The sequence below is a fragment of the uncultured Stenotrophomonas sp. genome (assembly GCF_913778665.1).
GTDB lineage: Bacteria > Pseudomonadota > Gammaproteobacteria > Xanthomonadales > Xanthomonadaceae > Stenotrophomonas.
The window spans coordinates 548,872-575,503 of record NZ_CAJYVQ010000002.1 but is presented as its reverse complement, the minus strand read 5'-3'; the positions used below and the strand labels follow the sequence as shown (position 1 = coordinate 575,503).

Annotated in this window: 19 protein-coding genes and 3 tRNA genes; 7 read left to right on the top strand and 15 right to left on the bottom strand. The window is 67.7% G+C overall.

Translation table 11 applies throughout. The features are described 5' to 3' along the window. Positions 1-53: 53 nt before the first annotated feature. Together QZ853_RS03490 and rnr are read right to left on the bottom strand one after the other, a co-directional pair. Entirely contained in the window at positions 54-548 is a 495-nt protein-coding gene (locus QZ853_RS03490) for a GFA family protein (protein WP_295570757.1), read from the bottom strand. A gap of 84 nt (positions 549-632) precedes the next feature. Continuing rightward, a complete protein-coding gene (gene rnr / locus QZ853_RS03485; protein ID WP_295570755.1) occupies positions 633-3,092 on the bottom strand; it encodes a ribonuclease R in 2,460 nt (819 codons plus the stop codon). Between the two features lie 128 nt (positions 3,093-3,220). On the opposite strand from rnr, the gene QZ853_RS03480 reads away from it, so the two are divergent. Both QZ853_RS03480 and QZ853_RS03475 read left to right on the top strand, forming a co-directional pair. Next, positions 3,221-3,305, top strand: a tRNA-Leu gene (locus QZ853_RS03480). Positions 3,306-3,453: 148 nt separating this feature from the next. After that, positions 3,454-3,538: transfer RNA gene (locus QZ853_RS03475), tRNA-Leu, on the top strand. Positions 3,539-3,611: 73 nt separating this feature from the next. Here the strand turns inward: QZ853_RS03475 and QZ853_RS03470 are convergent. Continuing rightward, on the bottom strand, positions 3,612-4,358 hold the full coding sequence (locus QZ853_RS03470; protein ID WP_295570754.1) for a sulfite exporter TauE/SafE family protein: 747 nt from the start codon (positions 4,356-4,358) through the stop codon (positions 3,612-3,614). Between the two features lie 99 nt (positions 4,359-4,457). Here QZ853_RS03470 and QZ853_RS03465 point away from each other — a divergent pair, with 99 nt between their 5' ends. Next, on the top strand, positions 4,458-5,357 hold the full coding sequence (locus QZ853_RS03465; protein ID WP_295570752.1) for a LysR family transcriptional regulator: 900 nt from the start codon (positions 4,458-4,460) through the stop codon (positions 5,355-5,357). A gap of 50 nt (positions 5,358-5,407) precedes the next feature. Further along, positions 5,408-5,494 (top strand) — tRNA-Leu (locus QZ853_RS03460). Positions 5,495-5,686: 192 nt separating this feature from the next. Here the strand turns inward: QZ853_RS03460 and emrB are convergent. Genes emrB through emrR form a run of 4 tightly spaced genes read right to left on the bottom strand, consistent with a single transcriptional unit; the run spans position 5,687 to position 10,407 of the window. Then, complete coding sequence (emrB, locus tag QZ853_RS03455; protein ID WP_295570751.1) at positions 5,687-7,273, bottom strand: multidrug efflux MFS transporter permease subunit EmrB; 1,587 nt, start codon at positions 7,271-7,273, stop codon at positions 5,687-5,689. 7 nt (positions 7,274-7,280) lie between these two features. After that, a complete protein-coding gene (gene emrA, locus QZ853_RS03450; protein WP_295570749.1) occupies positions 7,281-8,462 on the bottom strand; it encodes a multidrug efflux MFS transporter periplasmic adaptor subunit EmrA in 1,182 nt (393 codons plus the stop codon). A gap of 11 nt (positions 8,463-8,473) precedes the next feature. Next, positions 8,474-9,967, bottom strand: a complete 1,494-nt coding sequence (gene emrC, locus QZ853_RS03445) for a multidrug efflux transporter outer membrane subunit EmrC (protein WP_295570748.1) — start codon at positions 9,965-9,967, stop codon at positions 8,474-8,476. Beyond that, positions 9,964-10,407, bottom strand: a complete 444-nt coding sequence (emrR, locus tag QZ853_RS03440; protein WP_295570746.1) for a multidrug efflux system transcriptional regulator EmrR — start codon at positions 10,405-10,407, stop codon at positions 9,964-9,966. The genes emrC and emrR overlap by 4 nt, the downstream gene beginning before the upstream one ends. A 172-nt stretch (positions 10,408-10,579) precedes the next feature. On the opposite strand from emrR, the gene QZ853_RS03435 reads away from it, so the two are divergent. Both QZ853_RS03435 and parC read left to right on the top strand, forming a co-directional pair. Further along, positions 10,580-11,461: a helix-turn-helix transcriptional regulator gene (locus QZ853_RS03435; RefSeq protein WP_295571132.1), complete on the top strand. Its 882-nt coding sequence runs from the start codon at positions 10,580-10,582 to the stop codon at positions 11,459-11,461. A gap of 60 nt (positions 11,462-11,521) precedes the next feature. Then, on the top strand, positions 11,522-13,765 hold the full coding sequence (gene parC / locus QZ853_RS03430; protein ID WP_295570745.1) for a DNA topoisomerase IV subunit A: 2,244 nt from the start codon (positions 11,522-11,524) through the stop codon (positions 13,763-13,765). Positions 13,766-14,010: 245 nt separating this feature from the next. Here the strand turns inward: parC and bfr are convergent, their stop codons facing one another. Next, the gene (gene bfr, locus QZ853_RS03425; protein WP_010486279.1) at positions 14,011-14,499 is read right to left on the bottom strand and encodes a bacterioferritin; all 489 of its coding nucleotides are present in this window, start codon (positions 14,497-14,499) and stop codon (positions 14,011-14,013) included. A gap of 123 nt (positions 14,500-14,622) precedes the next feature. Here bfr and QZ853_RS03420 point away from each other — a divergent pair, with 123 nt between their 5' ends. Then, positions 14,623-16,968, top strand: a complete 2,346-nt coding sequence (locus QZ853_RS03420) for a penicillin acylase family protein (protein WP_295570743.1) — start codon at positions 14,623-14,625, stop codon at positions 16,966-16,968. A gap of 65 nt (positions 16,969-17,033) precedes the next feature. Here the strand turns inward: QZ853_RS03420 and QZ853_RS03415 are convergent, their stop codons facing one another. The 7 genes from QZ853_RS03415 to QZ853_RS03385 form a co-directional block, all read right to left on the bottom strand. Further along, a complete protein-coding gene (locus tag QZ853_RS03415) occupies positions 17,034-18,422 on the bottom strand; it encodes a cation:proton antiporter (RefSeq protein WP_295570742.1) in 1,389 nt (462 codons plus the stop codon). Positions 18,423-18,526: 104 nt separating this feature from the next. Next, a complete protein-coding gene (asnB, locus tag QZ853_RS03410) occupies positions 18,527-20,218 on the bottom strand; it encodes an asparagine synthase B (protein WP_295570740.1) in 1,692 nt (563 codons plus the stop codon). A 329-nt stretch (positions 20,219-20,547) separates the two neighbouring features. Then, positions 20,548-21,675 carry a succinyl-diaminopimelate desuccinylase gene (gene dapE, locus QZ853_RS03405; RefSeq protein WP_295570738.1) on the bottom strand — a complete coding sequence of 376 codons (1,128 nt, stop codon included), beginning with the start codon at positions 21,673-21,675 and terminating at the stop codon, positions 20,548-20,550. Next, entirely contained in the window at positions 21,672-22,043 is a 372-nt protein-coding gene (locus tag QZ853_RS03400; RefSeq protein ID WP_295570736.1) for a Spx/MgsR family RNA polymerase-binding regulatory protein, read from the bottom strand. The genes dapE and QZ853_RS03400 overlap by 4 nt, the downstream gene beginning before the upstream one ends. A gap of 31 nt (positions 22,044-22,074) precedes the next feature. Next, on the bottom strand, positions 22,075-22,941 hold the full coding sequence (locus QZ853_RS03395) for a hypothetical protein (protein ID WP_295570734.1): 867 nt from the start codon (positions 22,939-22,941) through the stop codon (positions 22,075-22,077). A gap of 2 nt (positions 22,942-22,943) precedes the next feature. Continuing rightward, positions 22,944-24,005, bottom strand: coding sequence for a 2,3,4,5-tetrahydropyridine-2,6-dicarboxylate N-succinyltransferase (gene dapD, locus QZ853_RS03390; protein WP_295570732.1), 1,062 nt, complete (start codon positions 24,003-24,005; stop codon positions 22,944-22,946). Then, positions 24,005-26,632, bottom strand: a complete 2,628-nt coding sequence (locus QZ853_RS03385) for a [protein-PII] uridylyltransferase (RefSeq protein ID WP_295570731.1) — start codon at positions 26,630-26,632, stop codon at positions 24,005-24,007. Before QZ853_RS03385 ends, dapD begins: the two co-directional genes overlap by 1 nt.

The window sequence follows — 26,632 nt, the reverse complement described above, 5'->3', positions numbered from 1 at the left end:
TCGGCGGCGGCCGCGCTGCGCGCTCGCCGGGCATGGCCCGGCGCTCCCGCCGTTCATCCTTCAGATGAACGGCTGCGCGGTGGCCAGTGCGGGGTGTCGTGGTCGGGGTGCTGGTGGGACACGATCGTGGCCAGGAACGAGAGGGCGGCAGCGTCGTCCTCGGTTCGCCTCGCCGGCAGGCTGGCCAGCGTATCGACGAAAGGCAGCCTCCGCTCCACGCCGTACTGGATGGTGGGCGGCAGGCGTTCAGGCTGGTCGAAAGCTCCGGCCGCCACCGCCACGCCATCCGGCGCTTCGTAGGTCAGCGGCGTACCGCAGCCGGCACAGAAGCCGCGCCGCACCACGTTGGATGACTGGAAGTAGCGCGGCTGGCCTCGGGTCCAGCTGAACTGCACGCCGCGCACCGATACCAGCGGTGCGTAGTAGGCGCCGAACGCCTTCTGGCACATCCGGCAATGGCAGATCGAGCTGTCGGTCAGCTCACCGCGCACCTGGAAGCGGATCGCACCGCATTGGCAGCCGCCGCTGTATTCGGGTTGGCCCTGCATTGCTGCTTTCCTCGGTAACGGCGTGCCAACCAAGGTGGGCATCCACCGGGTGAGGTGGGTGCCGACCGTTGGTCGGCACATCGTTCAATACTGCTTCTTGGTGCGCTTGGCCGGCTTGCCGCGCTCGGGCAGCGGCGGCAGGCCGTCGCCCTCGTCCTCACCCTTGTGCTCGACCAGGCGGAAATCGATCTTGCGCTCTTCCATGCTGGCCTTCAGCACCAGGATCCGCACGCGGTCACCCAGCCGGTAACTGGCACCACGACGTTCGCCGGCCAGCGTCTTGCGGGTGGCGTCGAACTTGTAATAGTCCTGCGGCAGCTGGGTGACGTGCACCAGGCCCTGCACCTTCGACTCGTCCAGTTCCACGAACAGGCCGAAGCTGGTCACGCCACTGATGACGCCGTCGAACTGGCCACCGACATGCTTTTCCATCCACGCCGCGCGGTAACGCTCGTCCACTTCGCGCTCGGCCTCGTCGGCACGGCGCTCGCGCTCGGAACACTGCAAGGCCAGCGCAGCCATCTCGCGCGCGTTGTAGGTGAACTTGTCCAGCGGCTTGCCCGACAGCGCGTGCTTGATCGCGCGGTGCACCAGCAGATCCGGATAACGACGGATCGGCGAGGTGAAGTGCGCGTACGCTTCCAGCGCCAGGCCAAAGTGGCCGTTGTTGTCCGGGCTGTACACCGCCAGGCTCTGGCTGCGCAGCAGCACCGATTCCAGCAACGTGGCATCGGGGCGGTCGCGGATCTTCTTCAGCAGCTTGGTGTAGTCACCCGGGCGTACCTTCGACCACGGCGGCAGGCTCAGCTTGAACTCCTTGAGGAATTCCAGCAGGTCGGCGTACTTGGTCTCCGGTGGCTTTTCATGCACGCGGTACGGCGCCGGCACGTGGCGCGACAGCAGGTACTTGGCCGCCTCCACATTGGCCGCGATCATGCATTCCTCGATCAGCTTGTGCGCGTCGTTGCGCACCAGCATGCCGGCCTGGGTGACCTCACCGCGGTTGTCGAGCACGAAGCGCACTTCGCTGCTTTCGAATTCGATCGCACCGCGCTTGGTCCGCGCCTTGGACAGCACCTTGTACAGCTGGTGCAGGCGCTGCACCTGCGGCAGCAGGTCGCCGAGCCATGCCTTGGTATCGGCATCGTCCTCGCCCACCGCCTTCCACACCTGGGTGTAGGTCAGGCGCGCGTGCGAGTTCATCACTGCTTCGTAGAAACGCGAATGGGTGACGAGGCCGTCGCGGTCGATCTGCATGTCGCAGACGAAGCACATGCGATCGACCTTCGGCATCAGCGAGCAGATGCCGTTGGACAGGGTCTCCGGCAGCATCGGCACCACGAAGCCCGGGAAATACACCGACGTGGCGCGCTTCTGCGCTTCCTCGTCCAGCGGCGTACCGGGACGCACGTAGTTGGAGACATCGGCAATCGCCACCACCAGGCGGAAGCCCTCGGCATTGGGTTCACAGTACACCGCGTCGTCGAAGTCCTTGGCATCCTCGCCGTCGATGGTGACCAGCGGCATGCGGCGCAGGTCGACGCGGTCGCCGATCATCGCAGGCTCAACCACCAGCGGCACCGCAGCGGCCTCGTCCAACACCGCCTGCGGGAACTCGAACGGCAGTTCATGGCCGTGGATGGCAGTCTCCACCACCAGCGAGGCGGTCAGCTTGTCGCCGAGCACCGCGATGATGCGGCCGATCGGCGGACGCCGGCTGTCCGGCGCCTGGGTCAGTTCGCAGACCACCAGCTGGCCGTCGCGCGCGCCACCGGTCTGGTCCGGCGGTACCTGCACGTTGCGCTGGATGCGCTTGTCGTCGGGCACCACGTAATTGATGCCCATTTCAATGCTGAAGCGACCGATCAGGCGGGTCATGCCGCGTTCCAGCACGCGGGCAATGCTGCCCTCGCGACGGCCGCGATGATCGATGCCGGTAACGCGGGCGAGCACCTTGTCGCCGTGCATCACCTTGCGCATTTCATACGGCGGCAGGAACAGATCGTCGCCGCCCTCGACCGGGCGAAGGAAACCGAACCCTTCCGGATTGGCGATCACCACGCCGGTGACCAGGTTCAAGGTCTGGATCGGGGCGAAGCCGCCACGGCGGTTCTGCACCAGCTGGCCATCACGGACCATCGCGCCGAGCCGGCGCGACAGCGCTTCGGCCCGGTCCGGAGCGGTCAGTCCCAGGCGTGCGCCCAGTTCCTCGGCGGTCTGCGGCCCCTCGCAGCGTTCCAGCAGGGCCAGGATGGCCTCGCGGCTGGCGATGGGTTGTTCGTATTTCTCGGCCTCGCGGCTGGCATAAGGATCGTCGATCACCTTGCCGGTTGGCGGCAGCTTGCGGCCCGGGGCCGGGCCTGGCGCCTCAGCACTGCGGGACTTGCGGCCGCGTGACGGCGCGCCGCCTTCATTCAATTCGGGGAACCAGCCCGGCAATGGCTTGCCCGGCGCGGTGGTGCGGGCTGCGCCCGGCTTGGCGCCCTTCTTCGGGGCCTGGCTGCGGGACTTGCTCCCGCCCTTGCTTGGTTTTTTGGTAGTCATCGCCCTACATGGTAGCCGTTGCTGGCGTGCAGAACGGGTCAGCGGCCGGCTTGAGGGCAATGCGTGAAAAAAATTCAGGAAGTCGTTGACACCCTGCGAATTCATCTTCACAATTGCGCCTCTGGAACGCCCAGGTGGCGGAATTGGTAGACGCACTAGTTTCAGGTACTAGCGGGTAAAACCGTGGAGGTTCGAGTCCTCTCCTGGGCACCAACGAAAAACTCCTCGCTTCGGCGAGGATTTTTTTTGCCTGCAATCCGGTCCGGGGCCGGATCCCTTTGCAAGCGAAACGGGATCCGACCCGGCTCCGCAAAAAATGTTGACACCTCCGTAACAACACCCCATAATCTCGCTCCTCGACGCCCAGGTGGCGGAATTGGTAGACGCACTAGTTTCAGGTACTAGCGGGTAAAACCGTGGAGGTTCGAGTCCTCTCCTGGGCACCACGTCGAGACATGAAAAAGACCCGCGAAAGCGGGTTTTTTCATGCCCGCAATTCGGGCTGCGTAGAGTCGAGGCTCAGAACAACGGACGCAGCGCCAACTCCAGTCCCAGCAGCAACAGGAAACCAAGGAAGCAGGCGCGGAATACCTGCGCACTGATCCGCTGTCGGATCACCTGCCCCAGCCACATGCCCAGCAACGCCGGCACCACCGCCAAGGCACTCAACCCCAGCTGCTGGATGCCGAATGCGCCGTGAAGCACCAGCCCGGTGGTCAGCGAAATCGTCGACACGGTGAACGCCAGCCCCAGCGCCTGCACCAGCTCCTCGCGTTGCAGGCCCAGCGATTGCAGGTACGGCACCGCCGGCATCACGAACACACCGGTCGCCCCGGTCACCACGCCCGACAGCGCGCCAACCACGGGCCCCAGCCAGCGCTCGCGCCGCTGCGGTACGCGCAGCACCGGCGCCAACAGCGCGTATGCGGCATAGGCCACCAGCGCCACGCCCAATGCGGCGCGCGACCAGGTGCGATCGACCCGCACCAGCAACGCGGCCGATCCCAGCGTCACCACCACCACGGCCAGCATCATCGGCCACAGCCGCCGCACAATGCCGCCCAGCGATGGACCGGACACCAGTTGCCACGCATTGGTGACGAACGTGGGAATGAACAGCATCGACGCTGCCGCCACCGGCGACAGCGTGCCGCCGAGCAGCCCCATTGCCACCGTCGGCAGGCCCATGCCGGTCACACCCTTGACCACACCGGCCAGCACGAACACCGCCACCAACAGCACGTAGAAATACGTTGTCTCGTTCATGCCTCCATTGGATCGGGCCGGCCATGGGCGCACAATGCGGTCTTACCGCCCCTGCCTTCGGCTGATCCGAAGGCGCCGGCGATGCGATGAGGGCACCCCATGCGGATGGATATCGCCGATCTGCGACTGTTCCTGGCCATCGCCGAGGCGGGCAGCATCACCGCTGGCGCAGCACAGGCCAACCTGGCCTTGGGTTCGGCCAGCGAACGCCTGCGCATGATCGAAGCCGACGCAGGCACTGCATTGTTGAACCGTCATGCGCGCGGCGTCAGCCTGACCGAAGCCGGTGCCGCCCTTGCCCACCATGCACGCCTGATCCTGCAGCAGCAGGCACAGCTGCGCGGCGAACTGCAGGCCTTTGCACACGGCGCACGTGGCACCCTGCACCTGTACGCCAATACTGCGGCCCTGACCAACTACCTGCCGCCGCGGCTCGCACCATGGCTGGCCAAGCGACCGCGCCTGCATGTCGAGCTGCTGGAGCGCACCAGCCCGGAAGTCGTGCGGGCGATCAACGCCGGCCAGGCCGAAGCCGGCATCATCAGCGACGCGGTCGCTGCCGATGGCCTGCGGCAGCACGTGGTCGCCGAAGATCCGCTTGTCATGCTGCTATCGGCCGATCATCGCCTCGCTTCCCGCCGCAGCATCGCCTTCGCCGACGTCGCCGGCGAGACCTTCGTCGCCCTGGCCGATGGCAATGCACTGCAGACCTACATCGAAGACCAGGCGCGCGACATCGGTCGCCGATTGGACGTGCGCATCCGCATGAAGACCTTCGAAGGCGTGTGCATCATGGTCGGACACGGCATCGGTGTCGGCATCGTGCCGCGCACCCTCGCCCGACAGCATCGACGCAGCACGCGTACCGTCGCCGTGCCGCTTGCCGATGCGTGGGCACAACGCCGTTTGTGCGCGTGTTTCGCCGACTGGACGCGACTGTCGCCGGCGATGCGCAGCCTGCTGCAACACCTCGGTATACCGCCGCAGAAAAAAGCGTGAGATGTTGTTGACACATCCTCAGTCGTTCCGCATAATTCGTCTCCTGAGTCGCCCAGGTGGCGGAATTGGTAGACGCACTAGCTTCAGGTGCTAGCGGGGGCAACTTCGTGGAGGTTCGAGTCCTCTCCTGGGCACCATGACTCAGCAAATGATCAAACCCGCGAAAGCGGGTTTTTTCATGCCCGGCGTTCGGGCGTTGCGCGATTGCAGGCCCCATCCGCGCATGGCGCGGATCTACTGCATTGCGTCGACGGCGAAACGACACGCGATGGCAAAGACAAAAACCCCGCCTTGCGGCGGGGTTTTTGCGTTTCAACGGCAATGATCGATCAATGCCCGCCGGCAGAGGCCGCACCGGCACCGGCGCCGAACGGCGGCTTGGCCAGCCACAGGAAAGTGATGATCGCCAGGAAGATCCAGCCCAGCAGGAAGAAGATGTCGTTGAAGCCCATCTGCGATGCTTGGTGGTTGATCATGTTGTTCAGCACCGCTGCACCGTGTTGCAGGTCACCCTGCCCCATCGCCGCGACCTGGTCCTGCATGCCCGGTTGATAGGCCGAGATGTGCTCGGTCAGATCCGCATGGTGCACCTGGGTACGACGCGCCCACAGCCACGTGGTCAGCGATGCCGCGAAGCTGCCGCCCAGCGTACGCAGGAAGGTGGCCAGGCCGGAACCCGCCGCGATCTCGCGCCCATCCAGGTCCGACAGCAGGATCTGCAGCACCGGCATGAAGAACAGCGCGACACCAATGCCCATGATCAGCTGCACGCCGGCCACGTGCATGTAGTCCACCTGCAGGTTGAAGTTCGAGCGCAGGAAGCTGGTCATCGACAGCACGATGAAGGCGATCGTGGCCAGCATGCGCATGTCGAAGCGCGATGCATACTTGCCCACGAAGGGGGTCATGATCACCGGCAGGATACCGATCGGCGCCGTCGCCAGGCCCGCCCAGATCGCGGTGTAGCCCATGTCACGCTGCAGCCACTGCGGGATCAGCAGCGCCACGCTGAAGAACGCCGCGTAGGCCACCACCATCGCCAGCGTGCCGGCGCGGAAGTTGCGGTGCCGGAACAGCTTCAGGTCGACGATCGGATCCTTGTCGGTCAGCTCCCAGATCAGGAACACCGTCAACGTCACCACCGCCACGCAGGCCAGTACCACGATCTTCATCGACGAGAACCAGTCCTCGTCGTTGCCCAGATCGAGCACCAGCTGCAGCGCGCCGACACCGATCACCAGGGTGACCAGGCCGACGTAGTCCATCTTCGGCTTCTCGATCTGCTCTGGGCGCCCCTTCAACTGGTTGCCCACTACCAGCGCGGCGAAGATGCCCAGTGGCACGTTGATCAGGAAGATCCATTCCCAGCTGTAGTTGTCGGTGATCCAGCCGCCGAGAATCGGCCCGCAGATCGGCGCCACCACGGTGATCATCGCCAGCAGCGCCAGCGCCTGCCCGCGTTTCTCGCGGGGATAGATCGAGACCAGCAGCGACTGCGTGATCGGGTACATCGGGCCGGCGACGAACCCCTGCAGCGCACGCGACAGCACCAGCATGCCCATGCTCTGCGCCAGACCGCACAGCAACGAGGTGATGACAAAGGCCAGCGTGGCCCAGACGAACAGCTTGCGTTCGCCGAAACGGCGGCTGAGCCAGCCGGTCAGCGGCAGCGCGATGGCTGTGCTGACCGCGAACGAGGTGATGACCCAGGTGGCCTGCTGCGAACTGGCGCCGAGATTACCGGCAATGGTCGGCAGCGAGACGTTGGCGATGGTGGTGTCGAGCACCTGCATGAACGACGCCATCGCCAGGCCCACGGTGCACAGGGCGACGCTGGGCGGCAGGAATCCGGAGGCCGCTCCTGGCGCCGCCGGTGCGCCCGGAGCGCCGGGCGCGGCTGGAGCTTGTGCGGACATGGCGACCTCAGCCCGCCTTGGCCTGCTGCTGCGGCAGGTTGCCCTGGATGATCGTGTGGATCACCTCGTCGGCATCATGCAGCTGCTTGGCATACACATCGGTGTCGAACACGGTGCCCTTGGCGGCAGCGGTCGGCAGCACTTCACCCTTCTGGTCACGCAGGCTCACTTCGGCCTTCATCGACAGGCCGATGCGCAGCGGGTGTTCGGCCAGCTGCTTGGCATCGATGGCGATGCGCACGGGCACGCGCTGCACGATCTTGATCCAGTTGCCGCTGGCGTTCTGTGCCGGCAGCAGCGAGAACGCCGAGCCGGTGCCCAGGCCCAGGCTTTGGATGCGGCCCTTGTACTTGACGTCACCGGCATACAGGTCCGACTTCAGCTCCACCTCCTGGCCCAGGCGCATGTGGCGCAGCTGGGTTTCCTTGAAGTTGGCCTCGACCCACATCTGCTCGGTCGGCACCACCGCCATCAGGGCGTTGCCCGGCTGCACGCGCTGGCCCACCTGCACCGAGCGACGGGCGACGTAGCCGGTGACCGGCGCGACGATGCCGGCGCGGGCGTTGTTGAGGAAGGCCTGGCGCAGCTGCGCGGCAGCGGCCTGCACGTCCGGCTGGGTGGCGATCACGGTGTCGTCGACCAGCGCGCGGTTGCGCTCGACGGTCTCGCGCGAACCGGCCACGGCCGCTTCGGCGGCGGCCAGCTCATCGCGGGCGTGGGCCAGTTCTTCGTTGGAGATGGCGCCGGTGGCGGCCAGGCCCTTGCGGCGGGCAAAGTCGTCGCGCACGCGCTTCAGGGTCACCTGGCGCGCATTCAAGTCGGCCTGCGCGCCTTCCACGCTGCGGTACAGACCGCGGGTCTGGCGCACCGTCTTGGCCAGGTTGGCTTCGGCCTGCTGCAGCGCCACCGAGGTATCGGACGGGTCCAACTGCACCAGCAGCTGGCCGCGCTCGACGCGCATGCCGTCATCGGCGTTGATGGCGACCACGGTGCCGGCCACCAGCGGGGTGATCTGCACCTGGTTGCCCTGCACGTAGGCGTCGTCGGTTTCTTCGAACCAGCGGCCGAACATGAAGTACCACAGCGCCAGTGCGGCAAGCAGCAGCACGACGATGACGAACAGGCCGCGCAGCAGATTGCCACGGCGGTTGGAGGCGGCCGGGGCCGCGGTGTCTTGGGTCTGGCTCATGGCAGGGGTCTTCAGGAATGCGAGGAATCGGAATGGGAGGCGATCGGTGCGCGGTCGGCGTCGGCGGGCAGGAAACCACCGCCCAGCGCCTTGCTCAGGCGCACCGAGGACTGCACCTGCTGCGACTGCAGGCCCGCCAGCTGCTGCTGCGACTGCAACAGCGTGGACTGCGCGGTGAGCACGTCCAGGTAGCTGCCGATGCCGGCGCGGTAGCGCTGCTGGGCCAGGTCAAAGGCCGAACGCGCGGTGTCCACAGCCTGCTGCTGCGAGTGCGCCTGCTGCGCCAGCGAGCGCACCGCATTGACCTGGTCGGCCACGTCGCGCAGCGCATCGAGCACAGCCTGGTTGTAGTTGGCCACCGCCAGGTCGTACTGCGCATCGGTGCTGGCCAGGTTGGCGCGCAGCTTGCCGCCTTCAAAGATCGGCAGGCTCAGCGCCGGGCCGATGTAGGCAAAGGTGGAACTGCTCTTCAGCAGGTCGCCGACGTTCGGTGCGACCACGCCGGCCAGCGCGGTCAGGTTGAAGCTCGGGTAGAACTTGGTCTTTGCCACCTTGATCTGCTTGTCGGCCGCTTCCACGCGCCAGCGCGCGGCGACGATGTCGGGGCGGCGGCCCAGCAGTTCGCTGGGCAACACGCCCGGCAACTGCAGCGCCACCGGGTTCAGCGGCTGCGGGCGCTGGATCGACAGCCCACGGTCCGGGCCCTTGCCGACCAGTGCGGCCAGCGCGGTGCGGGCGGCGTCAATGCGCTGCTGCGCGGCCTGCACCTGCTGCTGTGCGGCCGGCACGCGCGCCTCGGCCTGGCGTACCTGCAGGTCGCTGTCGATACCGGCGCTGCGGCGCTGGCGGGTCAGCTCCAGCGACTTCTGCGAACGGGCCAGCTCTTCCTCGGCCACATCGTTGAGCTGCCAGGCGTAGGCCAGGTCGGCATAGGCCTGGGTGATGCCGGTGGACAGGTTCAGCCGGGCCGCCTGCGCTTCGACGGTGGCCGCATGCGCGCCATCCACGGCGGCTTCCCAGGCGGCACGCTTGCCGCCCCACAGGTCCACGCCATAGCTGAAGTCGAAGGCGACCTGGCTGCTGCCGCCGTAGCGGCCGCCCATCTCGCTGCCGACCATCGACTCGGGCAGGCGCAGGCCGGTGTAGCCACCGGACACCGCCAGGCTGGGCAGCTCATCTGCACGCGCGGTGCCGACCTGGGCCTGGGCCTGGCGCAGGCGCGCATCGGCGGCGTCCAGGCTCGGGTGACCGGCCAGGCCTTCGGCGACCAGCGCATCCAGCTGCGCATCGCCCAGCGCCTTCCACCAGTCCTGCGCCGGGAAGCCGGTGGCGCTCAGGTCGGTATCGGCCAGGGTGCGTTCGCTGTGCAGGCTGTCCACATCAAGCACGTGGCCCTGCGGGGTGAGGCCACGGCTGCTGGCGCAGGCAGCCAACGCCAGGGCCAGCGCTGGCACCAGCAGCGCGCGCCCGGACCGGCGGAGAGTGGAATGCGGGATCGGGTTCATGGGGTCGTCAGGGAATCGCGGATTCGGGTAAGGAGGGACAGCAGCAGCGTGCGCTCGTCGGTGGAAAGATCACGCAGGGCGTAATCCATCACCGCGTCGCCGCGCAGCTTCAATCGCGACCACAGCGCGCGACCTTCATCGGTCAGCACGATCTGCAGCGCACGCCGGTCCTGCGCATGCGGCTCGCGGCGGACGCAGCCCAGCGCTTCCAGCTTGTCCAGCAGGCGGGTCACCGCGCTGGGAACCTGGTCGATGGCCTGGGCCAGTTCGTTGGCGGTGCAAGGCGCCATATGGGAAAGCACCTTCAACCCGATGTAGTGGGTGAAGCCGATACCCAGATCTTCTTCAGCCATGGACGCGTCGAGTTGCCGGACCAGGCCGTCGCGCACCTGGCGCAGCAGCAGGCCGAAGCTGGGAGGAGTGGTTGCAGGACAGATCATGGGGGAGCATTCTCTTCCAAAAAAAATATTTCTCAATGGAAATATTCGATCTGACATCGAATGCTGTGTTGCAGCAGTGGGCTGTATCGGCGAAGGCGCCTACCTTAATGATCTGGTCAGGTGGCCCGGTAGTACAATCCAGCCAATGGATGACACATTCCAGCCAGCGGAAATGATGAACAAGGAAGAAATCCTCCCTTCCAAGCGGCTGCTGCGGGACGACGCGCTGGACTGGTTCGAGCGCAACGATGGCCCGCCCGTGGTCGGTTTCCGCTTCGACAGCCCGCAGGGGCTGGTACGGGAAGTGGACTGGCACCACCACCAGCGCGCCCAGTTGATCTGTGTCGAACGCGGCCTGCTGACTACCCGCACCTCGCACGGCACCTGGTCGCTGGCGCCGGGTTCGGCCGGCTGGATGCCGCCGCTGGAGCCGCATACGGTCACCCTCGACGGCCCGCTGCGTGGCTGGGGCATGGCGCTGGCGGCGCCGGTCTGTGCCCCCCTGCCCTCCGAGCCCTGCGTGCTGGGCCTGTCCAAGCTGGCGCAGGCACTGGCCGACCGCATCTGCGACTGGCCGCCGGGCTACGACACCACCTCCGAGCGCCAGCACATCATCGAGGTGCTGGTGGACGAGATCCGAACCGCGCCGCGCCAGCGCATGCACCTGCCGATGCCGCATGACCGTCGCCTGCTGAAGATCGCCTCGCAGCTGCTGGCCGACCCGTCCGACGAGCGCAGCCTGGCCGAATGGGCGCACTGGGCCGGGCTTTCCCCGCGCAGCCTGACCCGCCATTTCCGCGACGAGACCACGCTCAGCTTCGCCCAATGGCGGCAGCAGGCGCGCCTGGCCGAGGCCCTGCGCCAGCTGAGCGACGGCCGCAGCGTGGCCGATATCGCCCATGCCTTGGGCTTCAGCAGCGCCAGCGCCTTCGTCACCGTGTTCCGCCGGCACTTCGGGCTGCCGCCCGGACGCTACCTGGCGCGGGCCGGCCACGGCCTGGAAACCGGGCTGGACCCTGCACGCGGCTTGGCATCCCCGGCCGCATCCGGATAATCACAGGATTGCGAGCGGCGACCGCCGTCGCCGCCGCCCGACAACAGGTAACAACGCCGCATGACCGAACTTGCCCGCCCCGCGTTCCACGGATTCGAACAACTGCCGTTGCGCGAGTACGCCGAACGCGCCTACCTCGACTACTCGATGTACGTGGTCCTGGACCGCGCCCTGCCGTTCCTCGGCGACGGTCTGAAGCCGGTGCAGCGCCGCATCATCTATTCGATGAGCGAGCTGGGCCTGAATGCCGCGTCCAAGCCGAAGAAGTCCGCGCGCACCGTCGGTGACGTCATCGGTAAGTACCACCCGCACGGCGACAGCGCGTGCTACGAAGCGCTGGTGCTGATGGCACAGCCATTCTCGTACCGCTACCCGCTGATCGAAGGCCAGGGCAACTTCGGCTCCAGCGACGACCCGAAGTCGTTCGCGGCGATGCGTTACACCGAATCCAAGCTGACCCCGATCGCCGAGGTGCTGCTGGGCGAGCTGGGCCAGGGCACCACCGACTGGGCGCCGAACTTCGACGGCACCCTGCAGGAACCGACCTGGATGCCGGCGCGGCTGCCGCACCTGCTGCTCAACGGCACCACCGGCATCGCCGTGGGCATGGCCACCGATGTGCCGCCGCACAATCTCAACGAGATCGTCAGCGCGCTGCTGCACCTGCTGGACAACCCCGAGGCCACCGTGCGCGACCTGTGCGAACACGTGCAGGGTCCGGACTACCCGTCCAGCGCCGAGATCATCACCGCCGCCAACGATCTGCGGAACATGTACGAGACCGGCAACGGCAGCGTGCGTGCGCGTGCGACCTTCACCAGGGAAGCCAACAACATCGTGGTGACGGCGCTGCCATTCCAGGTGTCGCCGTCGAAGGTGATCGAGCAGATTGCCGCACAGATGCGTGCCAAGAAGCTGCCGTGGCTGGAGGACATCCGCGATGAGTCCGACCACGCCAACGCGGTGCGCGTGGTGCTGGTGCCGCGCTCCAATCGCGTCGACGCCGAGCAGCTGATGGGCCACCTGTTCGCGACCACGGACATGGAGCGCAGCTACCGCGTCAACCTCAACGTGATCGGGCTGGACGGCCGTCCGCAGGTGAAAAACCTGAAGATGCTGCTCAGCGAATGGCTGACGTTCCGCAGCAACACCGTCACCCGCCGCCTGCAGCACCGCCTGCAGAAGGTCGAGCGCCGCCTGCACCTGCTGGAAGGCCTGCTGGTCGCCTTCCTCAACCTGGACGAAGTGATCCACATCATCCGCACCGAGGACGAACCGAAGGCAGCACTGATCGCGCGCTTCGGCCTGTCAGAGGAACAGGCCGAGTACATCCTGGAAACCAAGCTGAAGCAGCTGGCCCGCCTGGAGGAGATGAAGATTCGTGGCGAGCAGGACGAGCTGGCCAAGGAGCGCGAGAAGATCCTCGGCATCCTCGACAGCAAGGCCAAGCTGAAAAAGCTGATCCGCGACGAACTGACCGCCGATGCCAAGAAGTTCGGCGACGCCCGCCGTTCGCCGCTGGTGCAGCGCCAGGCCGCGCAGGCCATCGACGAGACCGAGCTGGTGCCGAGCGAGCCGATGACCGTGGTGCTGTCGCAGAAGGGCTGGATCCGTGCCGCCAAGGGCCACGACGTCGATGCGTCGGCCCTCTCCTACCGCGACGGTGATGCCCTGCAGGGCGCGGTGCGCGCACGCAGCACCCAGCAGGTCGCGTTCCTCGACAGCGAGGGCCGCGCCTACTCGACGCCGGTGCACACCCTGCCCTCGGCGCGCGGCAACGGTGAACCGCTGACCGGCCGCTTCTCGCCGGCGCCGGGCACCAGCTTCGTGACCCTGGCCAGTGCCGAGCCGGACACCCGTTTCGTGCTGGCTTCGACCCACGGCTATGGCTTCGTTACCCGCTTCGAGAACCTGATCGGCCGCAACAAGGCCGGCAAGGCGATGCTGAACCTGTCGGCCGGCTCTGCGGTGCTGGCCCCGTCGGTGGTCGCCAACGTCGAAACCGACCGCATCGTGGCGGTGACCAGCTCGGGCAACCTGCTGGCGATCGCCGCCAACGACCTGCCGGAACTGGACAAGGGCAAGGGCAACAAGATCATCGAGATCCCCAAGGCCAAGCTCGCCACCGAACGCGTGGTCGCGATCGTGGCGATCAGCCCGGGGCAGACCCTGCAGGTCCGCAGCGGCCAGCGCACCATGGGCCTGAAGTTCAACGAGCTCGACGCCTACCTCGGTGCACGCGCCACCCGCGGCCACCTGCTGCCACGCGGCTGGCAGAAGGTGGAAGGGCTGGCGGTGGAATGATGCGTGGGGGTCCGATCCCTTTCCACCGGAAAGGGATCTGGCTCCTGGACACGAAAAAGCCGGGGCATTCCCCGGCTTTTTCGTTGTCGGCTGGCGGGCGGTGGAGCGGCTGGCTGGCGAAGGCTGGCGGGCGATGCTCCGGTGCTGGCGGGCGACAGAACGCTGTGCTTCCTGTAGAGCCGACTGTTAGTCGGCTCTACAGGGTCGGCTCTGCAGGGTCGGCTCTACACAGAGCCGCTGCCGGCTCAGTGCGCCGGGGCGCCGTTGCCGTCGATCTTGCTCAACTGGTACAGCTCCAGGCCGATGCGCTTGATCAGGCCCAGCTGCTGCTCCAGCCACCAGGCGTGGTCTTCCTCGGTGTCCTTCAACTGCGCCAGCAGGATGTCGCGGCTCACGTAGTCGCCGTTCTCTTCGCACAGCTTCATGCCGGCGGCGAGATTGTTCCGGACGGCGTATTCAGTATCAAGATCCTTCTGCAGCATCTCCTCCACGGTCTTGCCCGGCTCGGTGGCATGCGGGCGCATGTCCGGGTCGCCGCCCAGGAACAGGATCCGGCGCAGCAGCGCATCGGCGTGCTGGGTTTCCTCTTCCATCTCGTGGTTCAGGCGTTCGTACAGCGCGAACAGGCCCTGGTCCTCGTAACGGCGGGAATGGATGAAGTACTGGTCGCGGGCAGCAAGCTCGCCGCGCAGCAGTTCCTTCAGGCAGGCGATGACGTCCGGGTTGCCTTTCATGGGGGGCTCCTGTGAATCGATGCGGCATAGGGTGCCGCATTTCAGAATACGGTGATCTAATCGGAATCAGTCGCAGTTGCGCCTGCGGCTACAATCGACCCACGAGTTCGGAAAGGACGTGCGATGCGACGTACATGGCGTTGGGTGCTCGGCGTGTTGATCGCCCTCGTGCTGGTCACCGTCCTGGTGCTGTGGCTGCTGCTGCGCGGCAGCCTGGCCGACTTGGATGGCGAGCATCCGCTGACGGGGCTGGCCAGGCCGGTCACGATCGAGCGCGATGCGCTGGGGGTGGTCACCATCACCGCCGGCAGCCAGGCCGATGCGATGCGGGCGCTGGGCCGTGTGCACGCGCAGGAACGCTATTTCGAGATGGACCTGATGCGCCGCAGCGCCGCCGGCGAACTGTCGGCGCTGTTCGGGCCGAAGGCGATCGACGCCGACAAGCGGATGCGCGTGCACCGCCTGCGCGCACGTACCGAAGCGCACCTCAACGAAGCACTGGGCGACAACCCGCAGGCCGTGCGTGCCTATGTCGACGGGGTCAACGCGGGCCTGGCCGATCTGTCGGTGCGGCCCTGGGCCTACCTGCTGCTGCGGCAGTCGCCCGCGCCTTGGCAGGCCAGCGACAGCGTGCTGGCCGGGCTGGCCATGTACGCCGACCTGCAGGACCCGGGCAACCAGAACGAGCTGGCGCTGAGCCGCATCCGCGACGTGGTGCCGCCGGCCCTGCATGCGCTGCTGGCCCACGACGGCAGCAGCTGGGACGCCCCCCTGCAGGGCGAACCGCGCGGCGACGCGGTGCTGCCCGACGCCACGCAGCTGGACCTGCGCACGCTGGCCGCCGCGCCGACCGCGCCTGCCGCCGACGCCGATGCGGTGGGCAGCAACAATTTCGCCGTGGCCGGTGCGCTGACCGCCGATGGCCGCGCCATCATCGCCGACGACATGCACCTGGCCCTGCGCGCGCCCAGCCTGTGGTTCCGCGTGCGCCTGCGCTATCCGGATCCGCAGGCACCGGCTGGCCAGGTCGATGTCAGCGGCTTCTCGCTGCCGGGCGTGCCGGCGGTCATCGTCGGCAGCAACGGGCACGTGGCCTGGGGCTTCACCAACAGCTACATCGACACCGCCGATTTCCGTCGCGAACCAGCCAATGCGCCGGTGACCGTGCACGAGGAACGCATCGCCGTGGCCGGCGGGCCCGATGTGCTGTTCCCGGTGCGGGAAACCGGCTGGGGGCCGATCCTGCATACCCATGCCGATGGCAGCGGCGATGCGCTGCGCTGGGTCGCCCACCTGCCCGGCGCGGTGCGCATGGACTTCGCCGACATGGCCCGTGCCGGTGACCTCGACCAGGCCCTGAAGACCGCCGACCACGCCGGCATTCCCGCGCAGAACCTGGTGATCGGCGACCGCAGCGGGCGCATTGCCTGGCGCCTGGTCGGTGCACGCCCGGCCCGTGGTCCCGGCTGCTTGCCGCTGGGCTTCAACACCCTGCAGGACAACGCGCTTGATGACGGCACGGACTGCGCGCCGTGGCCGATCCGCAGCGACGCCGCGCCGGCCCTGATCGATCCGCCCGGACAGCGCCTGTGGACCGCCAACAGCCGCGTCGTCGACGATGCCACCCTGGCCGTGGTCGGCAACGCGGGCTACGACCTGGGCGCACGCGGCCAGCAGATCCGCAACCTGCTGGCCACCCAGGACCGCTTCGACGAGCACGACCTGCTGGCGATCCAGCTCGACGACCGCGCGGTGTTCCTGCAGCGCTGGTGGATGCTGCTGCACGAAACCGCCGAACACAGCGATGACCCGTCATTGAAGCGCCTGGCCGCCGCCAGCGAACACTGGAACGTGCGCGCCTCGACCAATTCAAGCAGCTACCGCATCGTGCGCGGTTTCCGTGGCGAGGTGCTCGATGCCATCGAAAGCGCGCTGCTGGCACCGGCCAAGGCGCGCCTGGGGGATGACTACCTGCCGCCGCGGCTTGCGCAGCTGGAAGGCGTGGTCTGGCCGATGCTTCAACAGCGCCCGGCCAACCTGCTGCCGCCCGGCGTGGACAGCTGGGATGGGCTGCTGGCCAAGGCCGCGCATACGCTGGAAGCTGACCTCGACAAGCAGGGGCCGCTGCAGCAGCGCACCTGGGGCGAGCGCAACGTCGCCGACATCTGCCACCCGGTCTCGCGCGCCCTGCCCGCCTTCACCCGCCGATGGCTGTGCATGCCAGCCGACCGCCTGCCCGGCGACCGCGACATGCCGCGTGTGCAGACACCGAACTTCGGCGCCTCCGAGCGCATGGTGGTATCGCCCGGTCACGAGGCCGACGGCATCGTGCACATGCCCGGCGGCCAGAGCGGGCATCCGCTATCGCCGTACTGGGGCGCTGGCCACGAAGACTGGGTGCATGGCCGCCCGACCCCGTTCCTGCCAGGCAAGGCGCAGCACACCATGACGCTGGTCCCAGCGCGGTAGTGCCGGCCGCGGGCCGGCAACCTCAGGGTCCGGGAAGAAGCCGGCCAACGGCCGGCACTACCGGATCAGGCCCTGCGCCGTTCGATCAGGTTCAGCAGCGGGCCGGTCATCGCCGTGGTCACCAGCGCCATGATCACCAGCACCGCAAACAGGCGGTCGCCAAGCAGCCCCAGCTCGTAGCCCAGGTTGAGCACGATCAGCTCCATCAGGCCGCGGGTGTTCATCAGCGCACCCAGCCGCCATGCCTCCCGCGTGGGCATGCCGGCACTGCGCGCGGCGCTGAAGGTGCCCAGCAGCTTACCGGCCGTGGCCACGCCGATCACCACCGCGCAGAGCACGATATCGCTGGCCTGCAGCGCATCGGCGCGCATGCGCAGGCCGGTCATGGCGAAGAACAGCGGCAGCAGCAGCGTCACCGCGAACGGTTCGACGCGGGCCATCAGCAACTCGCGCAGCGGCGTGTTGGACGAGACCACCACGCCGGCAGCGAATGCACCGAACAAGGCGTGGATGCCGAGCATTTCAGTGACCAGCGCACTGGCCAGCGACAGCAGCAGGATGCCCAGCAGCCAACGCCCTTCGCGAGCCGCTGCGATCTGCTGGCGGGCGAACCACGGTTTCACCAGCCCCAGCATCACCGCCACGAACGCCACCACGCACAGCAGGTTGAGGCTGGCCGGCAGCCACCCGCTGGCCTGCGCAGCGGCGACGATCAGCGCCAGCAGGCACCACGCGGTGGCGTCGCCCAACGCGGCGCAGGCGATGGCGGTCTGGCCCAGCGATGTCTGGGTGATGCCGCGATCGGCGAGGATGCGCAGCAGCACCGGGAATGCGGTGATGCTCATCGAGATGCCGACAAACAGCGCGAACGCAGTAAAGCCCACGCCCTCGGGACCGTGCTCCGGGTACAGCCAGATCGCCAGCGCGACGCCAAGCACGAACGGCAGGGCGATGCCGGCATGGCTGACCGTGAACGCGAAACGACGGCGTCCGCGCAGCGCCGCCAGATCCAGCTCGGCACCGGCCACCAGCAGGAACATCAGCACACCCAGCTGGCTGAGCATGCCGAGTGGCCCCAGCGAACTGGCCGGAAACAGCGCCCCATGCAGCTGCGGCAGCATGCTGCCCATCACCAGCGGGCCCATCATCAGGCCGGCCGCCATCTCGCCGATCACCGCCGGCTGGCCCAACCGCTTGAGCAGCGCGCCGGCACCCTTGGCCACCAGCAGCAGCACCAGCAGCTGCAGCAGGAACAGCCCCAGCGGTGAAGCCAGATGCTGCGCCCAGCCGCCCTCGGCGACAGCCGTGGCACGGGCAACCGCAGCGGGTGCAACAGGGCCAGCGAAGCGTGCCAGCAGCACACCGGCCAGCAAGGGCAGCGCGGCCCATGCCAGGTAGCGCCATCCCCATTTCATCGGCGGCGTTCTGGCCCCGCGCTGTACGTCCATGAACATTCCCCAATGTGCAGGGCGCCGATGATACGTCGCAAGAGGGGATGGAGGGGATCAAGTCTTTTGTGCCATGAACGCCTTGATTCCTCCGCGCCCTTTCTGCGGGGTCAGGCCAGGGCTTGCTCGTGAACGCCGGCGATCGCGCGTCCGGAAGGATCGGCCGCCGCCGCGAAGCTGGCGTCCCAGGCGATCGCTGCCGGCGATGAACAGGCGATCGACTTGCCGCCCGGCACGGTCTCGGCGGCCGCACGACTCGGGAAGAACTGCTCGAACAGATGGCGGTAGTAGTACGCCTCCTTGGTCAGCGGCGGGTTGTGCGGGAAGCGCTTGTCGGCGGCCGCCAGCACACGGTCGCTCACCTGCGATTCGGCATGCGCCTTCAGCCCGTCGATCCAGCCGTAGCCGACGCCATCGCTGAACTGCTCCTTCTGCCGCCACAGGATGCTGTCCGGCAGATAGCCATCGAACGCCTCGCGCAGCACCGCCTTCTCGATGCGACGGCCACCGAAGCCTGCACCAACCATCTTGTGCGCGGCATCGAAACGCATCGCCACGTCGAGGAACTCGCGGTCCAGGAAGGGTACGCGCGGCTCCACACCCCAGGCCATCATCGACTTGTTGGCACGCAGGCAGTCGTAGTTGTGCAAGGCATCGAGCTTGCGCACCAGCTCGTCGTGGAATTCGCGCGCATCCGGTGCCTTGTGGAAGTACAGGTAGCCACCGAAGATCTCATCGCTGCCCTCGCCGGACAGCACCATCTTCACCCCCATTGCCTTGATCCGTCGCGCCAGCAGGAACATCGGCGTCGACGCGCGGATGGTGGTGACGTCGTAGGTTTCGATGTGGCGGATCACTTCCGGCAGCGCGTCCAGGCCTTCTTCGAAGGTATATTCGAAGCCGTGGTGCACGGTACCCAGCGCCTCGGCGGCAACCGCGGCAGCGGCCAGGTCGGGCGAGCCCTTCAGCCCGATCGCGAAAGAGTGCAGGCGCGGCCACCAGGCCTCGGTCTGCCCGCCATCCTCGATGCGGCGGCGTGCATAGCGTGCGGCTACGGCAGCGACCAGTGATGAGTCCAGGCCACCGGACAGCAGCACGCCGTACGGCACGTCGCTCATCAACTGGCGCTCCACCGCATGTTCGAAGGCTTGGCGAAGCTCAGCCAGGTCAGCCTGGCGGCCCTGCACATCCGCGTACTCGCGCCACGGCTGCCGGTAGTAGCGCACCAGCTCGCCACTGGTGCTGTCGAAATAATGGCCCGGCGGGAACTGCGCGACATCGGCGCAGGAATCGACCAGCGCCTTCATCTCCGAGGCCACGCGCAGGCGCCCCTGCGCATCGTGGCCCCAGTACAGCGGCACCACGCCGATCGGGTCGCGTGCCACCAGCACCCGGCCACTGTCACGGTCCCACAGCGCGAAGGCGAAGATGCCGTTGAGCTGCTCCAGCCACTGCGCCGGCGATCGGCCCTGGCGGTACAGCGCGTTGATCACTTCGCAGTCCGAGCCGGTCTGGAAGTCGTAGGCGGTGGTCAACGCAGCCTTCAACGCCTGGTGGTTGTAGATCTCGCCGTTCACTGCCAGCGCCAGCTGGCCATCGGCCGACAGCAGCGGTTGCGAGCCGCCGGCCGGATCGACGATGGCCAGCCGCTCGTGCACCAGCAGTGCGCCTTCGTCCAGGTACACGCCGCTCCAGTCCGGGCCCCGGTGGCGCTGGCGCTGCGACAGTTCCAGCGCGTGGCGGCGCAGGGCGGGAAGATCGTCACCGGCCTGCAGGCCGAAGATTCCGAAGATCGAACACATGGCGGAGCTCCTGTTGGGGGGATTTCACGAGGGGAAGGTGTTCGACCGGCCATCCAGGCCCGGGAAGGCTGCGCCCGGGCACAAAAAAACCCGCATCGGCCGATGCGGGTTTTCTGGTGTCCGGGCGTGTGTTGCTGTCTATCTACCCAGGGCGCAGTCCCGCATCGGCCGCGCACGATTATTCGCGCGCAGATTATTGCGGTCGTTGTTGTTGACGGCGGTGGCCAGGCGGATCGACATGGGATCGACCGTACCCCGGTTTCGGGCGCGGCGCAACAGTTGCGTTGGCAACCAGGTGCGTCCCGCCGGGCATGGCCCGGCGTCACGCTTCACACCAGCATCCGTTCCACCAGCCGCTGGTACAGGCCCGGCAGGGCCTCCAGCTCGTCCACGCGCACGTTCTCGTCCACCTGATGGATGCTCGCGTTGACCGGACCTACTTCGATGCACTGCGCCCCCAGCGGTGCGATGAAGCGTGCATCGGAGGTGCCGCCACCGGTGCTTTCTTCCGGGGCACGGCCGGTATGCTCGGCCAGCACCGCACGCGCGGCCGCACGCAGCGGGCCTTCCGGGGTGTAGAACGGTTCGCCGCTGCGATGCCACTTCAGCGTGTGCTGCAGGCCGTGCCGGTCCAGCAGCGCGGTGATCTCCGCTTCCAGCTTCGTCGCATTCCAGTGCGGGTTGTAGCGGATGTTGAAATCCACCTCCAACTCGCCGGGAATCACGTTGTTGGCGCCGGTGCCAGCGTGGATGTTGGAGATCTGCAGGCTGGTCGGCGGGAAGCTTTCATAGCCCTCGTCCCAGCGCCGCGCACTCAGTTCGGCCAGCGCCGGCGCCGCCTGGTGGATGGGATTGCGCGCCTTGTCCGGGTAGGCCACGTGGCCCTGCACGCCCTGCACGCGCAGCCTGGCCGACAGGCTGCCGCGGCGGCCGACACGCAGCAGGTCGCCCAGCGTCGCCGTCGACGAGGGCTCGCCGGTGATGCACCAGTCGATGCGCTGGCCACGCTCGGAGAACAGGCGCGCGACATGGCGCACGCCGTCGATGGCATCGCCTTCCTCGTCGCTGGTGAGCAGCACGGCCAGCGTGCCGGCATGGTCAGGATGCGCGGCCACGAACTGCTCGGCGGCGACGACGAAGGCCGCCACGCTGCCCTTCATGTCGGCGGTGCCACGGCCGTACAGCACGCCGTCGCGGATCTCCGGGGTGAACGGATCGCTCTGCCACGCCTCGCGCGGACCCGGCGGCACCACATCGGTGTGGCCCAGCATCACCAGCACCGGCGCGCCGCTGCCGTGCGTCGCCCACAGGTTGTCGACCTCGCCCAGACGCAGGTGTTCGCAGTGGAAACCGGCCTGCTGCAGGCGCGCGGACAGCAGCGCCTGGCAGCCGGCATCATCCGGCGTCACCGACGGCCGCGCGATCAGCTCGCAGGTCAGGTCAAGGACGGCGCTCACGCGCCACCCACGCCGAAACGAGCCTTGAAGCCATTGTCACTGAAGCCCTGGCTGACCATGCCGTCGGCGGTGACCACCAGCGGGCGCTTGATCAGCTGCGGGTATTCGCGCAGCAGCAGCTTCCACTCGGCATCCGAATCTGCGGCCTTGCGGTTGTCCGGCAGCTGCCGCCAGGTGGTGGACGACTTGTTGACCATCGCGGCCAGGCCGCCCAGCGGCGCGGCCCACTCCAGCAGGGTCTCCGGGCTGGGCTTGTTGTCGCGGTAGTCGACGAAGGTGTACGGCACGCCGAAGCGGTCCAGCCACTTGGTCGCCTTCTTGCAGGTATCGCAGTTCTTCAAACCGTAGACAGTGGTGCTCATGGCCATCTGTGATGCAGGAAAACAGAGGGCCAGAATCTCACAACAGGCGCTCGGACACGACCCGGAACGGCACCGATGGCAGGCGCAGGGCCAGCCCCTCGGCCAGGTCAACGCCCATCGCCTGCAGGCGCGGGCAATGCGGCTCGCCCTGCAGCTGCAGCGGCTGCAGCTGGGTGATGTCCACCGGCAGATCGATGCGGGTGTGGGCCCAGCGCTGGTCGAAGGTGCGGGCGATGGCCTCGTCCTGGCAGGTCAGGAAGCGCAGCAGTTCCGGATGTCCACCAAGGGCAGCGGTCCATGCATCAGCCGCAAGACCTTCGGCCGCGCGCCACTGCAGGTGCAGGCCTGGGGCACTGCCCTGCCCGCCTTCAATCAGCGTGTGTCCACCACCATCGGCGCCCACCTCATGTTCGAAGCGGGTGGACAGATGCGGCTGCATGGCATCGCTGAACGCGCGCGCCCCGGCCACGAAAGCCAGCTGGTCCATCACGTTGCGGTCGAACAGCACCACCGGCGTTCCCCGCGGAGCGTCATTGCGGCGCAGGTACCAGCGCCAGTTGCTCTGCCGTGGCGACGGCATCAGCGCACGCAGCGGCCCGGCCGCACGCGGGCCGAAATGGCCGTGGCGGTAGCTGAGGATGGTGTAGGGCGTGTGCCCTTCATGCACGAGGTAATGATGGCCGGGGGGCGGCGGCGGCGCGTGCCGCACATCCACCCACCAACTCACGTAGACCACATCGCGCACATCACTGGCCAGCATCGGCATCGGCCAGCGCCGCGACAGCGCGCGGCGCAGCCGGGTCCACTGCGGGGCATGCAACAGGCGCGGCAGCGTCCGTCCGAACAGGCTGTCGGACGGATGCCGGTAGATCGCCGACGGCGCCAGGTCCTCCGGCGCAGTCACCTTCAGTCGGCCAGGCCGCGCAGCAGGTCGTTCACGCTGGTCTTGCTGCGGGTCTTGGCATCGACCTGCTTGACGATCACCGCGCAGTACAGCGAGTGGGTGCCGTCCTTGCTCGGCAGCGAGCCGGACACCACCACGCTGTACGGCGGGATGTAGCCGTAGCTGATCTCGCCGGTAGCGCGGTTGTAGATGCGGGTGCTCTGGCTGAGGAACACCCCCATGCCGATCACGCTGTGGTGGCCCACCACCACGCCTTCCACCACTTCCGAACGCGCACCGATGAAGCAGTGGTCTTCAATGATGGTCGGGCTGGCCTGCAGAGGTTCCAGCACGCCACCGATGCCGGCGCCGCCGGACAGGTGGCAGTGCTGGCCGATCTGCGCGCAGGAGCCCACGGTGGCCCAGGTGTCGACCATGGTGCCTTCGCCGACATAGGCACCGATATTGGTGAAGCTCGGCATCAGCACCACGTCCTTGCCGAAGTAAGTGCCGCGACGGGCGATCGCCCCCGGCACCACGCGCACGCCGCCGCGGCGGAACTTCGCCTCGTCATAACCGGCGAAGCGCGATTCGACCTTGTCCCAGAACGGCGCCGGGCGCGCATCGACCACCGCCATGTCGTTGACGCGGAAGTACAACAGCACGGCCTTCTTCAGCCACTCATTGACCTTCCAGCCACCGTGGCCATCCGGCTCGGCAACGCGGAATTCGCCGCTTTCCAGGCCATCGATCACCCGGTTGACCAGCGGCTTGGTCGAGCCTTCCAGCTCGTGCAGGGTCAGCGTGGCGCGGCGCTCGAAGGCGCTCTCGATGCCGAACTTCAGTTCTTCCACGCCCGGCGCGGCCGGCTTGCGCAGCGACTTGCGGGCGATGGTTTCGGCGCGTGCGGCTTCGGCGCTCTTGGCCGGCGCCTTCTTCGGCGCCGCCACCCTCTTCGCCGGGGCCTTCACTGCCGCGGCTTTCTTCGGCGCAGCCACCTTCTTCGCGGCCGGCACGGCGGCAGTTTTCTTGGCCGCTGCGCTCTTGGCGGTGGCAGCAGTCTTCTTCACAGGCTTGGTGGCCATCAGGCGGGGTCTCCGGCGTTTCGATCGGGGTCCAGGCAGGCCAGCATCGCGTCATGCAGCTGCTGCCGGGCAGGTTCAGTCAGGGGGAGGTCGTGTTCGTCACTGATCACGAAGGTGTCTTCGGCGCGTTCGCCGAACGTAGCGATGCGCGCATCATGCACGCGCAGGCCCTGGTTGCGCAGCACGAACGCCACGTCGGCCAGCAGGCCGGGACGGTCGGGCGCGACCAGCGCAAAACGGGTCGCACCGGGCTCGTCGCGGAACTCGATGCGCGGGGCGAAGCGGAAATGGCGCAGCTGCCGCGGCACTACCCGGCGCGACGGCCGCAGGCGCGTCAGGTCGCCACTGAGCGCCTCGCGTAGCGCGGCTTCCAGGTTGGCGCTGCTGCCGTCGGCGAAGCTGTCGGCCGGGCTCACCTCGAAGGTATCGAAAATGGTGTCCGCCGGGCCGTCCAGCACCCGTGCACGGTGGATGCCGTAACCCTTGCGGTCCAGGGTCATCACGATGGCCGCAAACAGGCCGTCGCGGTCCGGCGAATGCACGAATACTTCCAGCGCGGGATCGTCGACGCTGATCCGGCGCACCTTCACCAGCGTCTGGCCCTGCTTCACCGGCACCAGCGCGGCGGCCTGCCACGCCAGCTGTTCCGGGCGCAGGCGGATGAAGCCTTCATCGGGCATCACCGCGAACTGGCGGTCGATGGTGGCATCGTCGTAGCCCTGCTCGCGCACCAGCGCACGCACGCTGTCGCGCGCCTCGGCCACGCGCTCGGCGGCCGGCACCGGATGCTCCAGCCCCTCGCGCAGCGCGCGCCGGGTGGCGAAGTACAGGTCGGCCAGCAGCCGGTCCTTCCAGGCATTCCACAGCTTCGGGCTGGTGCCGGCAATGTCGGCGCAGGTCAGCAGGTAGAGGTAATCCAGGCGATCACGGCTGCCGACCAGGGTGGCGAAGCGGTGGATCACCACCGGATCGGCGATGTCCTGCTTCTGCGCGGTCACCGACATGCGCAGGTGCTGCTCGACCAGCCACGCCACCAGTTCGGTGTCGGAGCTGCTGAGGGCATGCGCCTGGCAGAACGCGCGCGCATCGACTGCGCCGAGTTCGGAATGGTCGCCGCCGCGGCCCTTGGCAATGTCATGGAACAGGCCCGCCAGCAGCAGCAGCTCGGGCTTGCGCAGGCGCGGCCACACTTCATGCGCGATCGAGAAGCGCTCATCGGCACGGCTGCTGGCGAACTGGCCGATGTTGCGCAGGACCATCAGCGTGTGCTGGTCGACGGTATACACATGGAACAGGTCGAACTGCATGCGCCCGCTGACCTGGGCGAACGCCGGAATCCACTGGCCGAGCACACCCAGCCGCGCCATGCGCGAGAGCGTGTCGACCGGGCGCTGGCCACGCAGCAGCGCCAGGAACTGCTCGCGCGCATCGGTGTCGGCCTGGTCGTAGGCCGGCAGCAGCGGCAGCGATTCGGCCAGCGCGCGCGCGGTCAGCGAATGCAGGCCGCGCACCTGCGGGTTGTTGGCCCAGCTGGAGAACAGCGCGAACACCTGGCCGATATCACCACGCGGCCAGTCGGCATCATTGGCGGCCAGGTAGCCGCGTCGCAGGGAGAAACCCACGGTCAGCGGTTCCGGCTGCGCTTCGCCATCGAACTGTTCCTCGAAGCGCTGCAGCAGGCGGTCGCTGATCCGGCGCACCACCAATGCAGCGCGGTAGAAGCCCTGCATCATTTTCTCGACACCGAGGTTCTCGGCATCGTCTTCGAAGCCCAGGCGCGCGGCCAGGGTCTTCTGGTAATCGAAGCGAAGGCGCTCTTCCGGGCGGCGTGCCACCAGATGCAGGCCGAACCGCAACCGTGCAAGCACTGCACGCTCGCGCTTCAGTGCGGCCGCCTCATCGGCGCCCAGGTGGCCCAGCCCGACCAGTGCCTCCAGGTCGCGCACGCCGAACGCACGCAGCGCCATCCAGCCCAGCGTATTGAGATCGCGCAGGCCGCCGGGACCATCCTTCAGGTCCGGCTCCAGGTTGTCGGCGGTGTCGCCGAAACGCTGGTGGCGGTTGCGCAGTTCCTCCAGCTTGGCCAGGAAGAAGGCACGCGCTGGCCACAGTTCGCGGTCGTCGATGGCCTCGCGCAACGCGCGGCGGGCGGCGTCTTCGGCCAGGATCGGGCGCGCTTCGATCAGCGCGGTCAGCACGGTCTGGTCGGCGGCGGCCTCGCGACACTGCACGGCCGAGCGCACCGCGTGGCTGACCGCCAGCCCGCAGTCCCACAGCAGCGCGAACAGGCGCGCCAGTGCCGGCTCATGGGCGAGCTGTGCCGGCGGGTCGCCGAACACCAGCAGATCGATATCCGAGCGCGGGAACAGCTCACCGCGGCCATAGCCGCCGACCGCGAACAGCGACAGGCCGCTGTCCGCCGGCAGGCAGCGCTGCCAGGCCAGCCGGATCAGATGGTCGGCCGCGCGCGCGCGCAGCGCCAGCAGGCGCTCGATGTTGTCGCCCTGGTCGAAACGACGGTACAGCCGCGCGTCGGCCTGCTGCAACGCCTGGCGCGCGGCAGCAGCCCAGTCCGGGTCGTTGAGCGACGCGGCCGGCGTGTCCAGCAGCGAACTCGCCGGCAGCAT